The organism is Mesorhizobium sp. M7A.F.Ca.CA.004.04.2.1, assembly GCF_004022825.1.
Classification (GTDB): Bacteria; Pseudomonadota; Alphaproteobacteria; order Rhizobiales; family Rhizobiaceae; genus Mesorhizobium.
Genome location: NZ_RZPH01001142.1, coordinates 1 through 1,808 on the forward strand (window position 1 = coordinate 1; position 1,808 = coordinate 1,808).

At 66.1% G+C, this 1,808-nt stretch carries 2 protein-coding genes; both read left to right on the forward strand.

Annotation, left to right across the window (positions count from 1 at the left end; all coding sequences use genetic code 11):
- Positions 1-756, forward strand: a 756-nt coding sequence (locus tag EN893_RS32235; RefSeq protein WP_128362102.1) for a LysR substrate-binding domain-containing protein, incomplete at its 5' end; no start/stop codon positions are given.
- 213 nt (positions 757-969) lie between these two features.
- Positions 970-1,808: isocitrate/isopropylmalate family dehydrogenase (locus EN893_RS32240; protein WP_164901316.1), on the forward strand; the 839-nt coding region annotated here is incomplete at its 3' end.

Here is a 1,808-nt window from a genome sequence, read left to right on the forward strand (position 1 = left end):
GGGGCGCCGCTGTTCTATCGGCATTCGCGCGGCGTCGAGGCGACGCCCGCCGGCGAGATGCTCGCCAAGCACGCGGCGACCCTGTTCAGCCAGATCAACCGGATGACCTCGGAGATGAGCACCTTCGCCTCCGGCGTCGCCGGCCAGGTGCGCATTCACGCGCACACCTCGGCCATCGTTCAATACATGCCGAGCCAGATCGCCAGCTTCACCAAGGCCTATCCCTCGGTGAAGATCATCCTGGTCGAGGATTCGAGCCTCGGCGTCCTGCAGGCGACGATCGAGGGCCTGACGGACATCGGTATCCTCGCGGGCAACATGGCCTTCCCGGATGCGCTGGATGTCTTCGACTACAGGCACGACAAGCTGGTGGTTCTGGTTCCGGCCGGCCACCCGCTCAGCACGTCGGGCGGGGTGCGCTTTGCCGACACGCTCGGCTTCGACCATGTCGGGCTCGCCGTCACCAGTTCGCTCGGCACCCTGCTCGCGGGTGCGGCCGACGCGCTCAGCATGACGCTGAAGACGTGCATCGAGGTGAAGACCTTCGAATCGGCCGTGCGTATGGTCGAGGCCGGGCTCGGCATCACTATCCTGCCGGACGGCGTGCTGGCCGACAAAGTCGGCAACGACCGGGTCTGCGCCATTCCGCTGCTCGACGAATGGTCGACGCGTCCGCACGTCATCTGCGTCCGCAACGACCGACAGCTGACGACCGCGGCGCTGTTCATGCTCGATCACCTGCGGTCCGTCCCATAGCGGTGATCGCCAGCCGCCGCCGATCGTCGCTGTTTGATAAGGGGGGCCTGCCGAACCGATACTGTCGCGTCGGCGGCAGCCATCATAACGTCGCGCCGTGTTCACCAGTATCGGGTCCAGGATCGCAAACCGGTCTTCGGCAAGCGCGATGCATCCATTCAAAGCGTGGGCGTCCATCCCCGTCGGGGAGATACGGCGCTCCGGGAGAATTTCATGAGAGAGAACTCTTTTCGGCTCGCGATCATGCCGGGCGACGGCATCGGCGTCGAGGTTATGGAGGCGGCGACGGCGGTGCTGGAGGTGATCGAGAAGCGTCACGACATCGGCTTCAAGATGGAGCGCGTCAATGGCGGCGCCCGCCAGTATCAGGAGACCGGCGTCGCCATGACCGAAGAGGGATTCGAGGCGGCCGAACGGGCCGACGCCATCCTGTTCGGCGCCATGGGCTCGCCGGACATCCGCCATCCCGACGGCACCGAGCCAGCCCCCCAGCTCGACATGCGCTTTCGCATGAAGCTCTACGCGGGCCTGCGCCCGATCCGGGCCATTCCCGGCGTGCCGCTGGCGCTGGCTTCGCCGCGCGCTTCCGAGATCGATTTCGCGCTGGTGCGAGAATCGACCGAGGGGCTGTTTGCCTCGCGCGGCAAGGGCATCGTGACCGACGACAAGGTCGCCACCGACACGATGCGGATCACGCGCGACGTCACGGAGCGGGTGTCGCACTTCTCCTTCAAGCTCGCCGAGCGACGCGCCCGGCGGCGCAAGCGCAAGGGCACGGTGACGCTCATCGACAAGTCAAACGTGTTCCGGTCGTTCGCCTTCATGCGCAAGATCTTCTTCGAGGTCGCCTCGCAGCATCCCGACGTCACGGCGGCCCAGCATTCGATCGACGCGACCGCGCTCGACCTCATCCGCCGGCCGTGGGATTTCGACGTGATGGTCACCGAGAACATGTTCGGCGATATCCTGTCGGACCTGGGGGCCGGACTCGTCGGCGGCATGGGCTTCGCGCCGTCGGCCGATATCGGCGACGATCACGCTTTGTTCCAGCC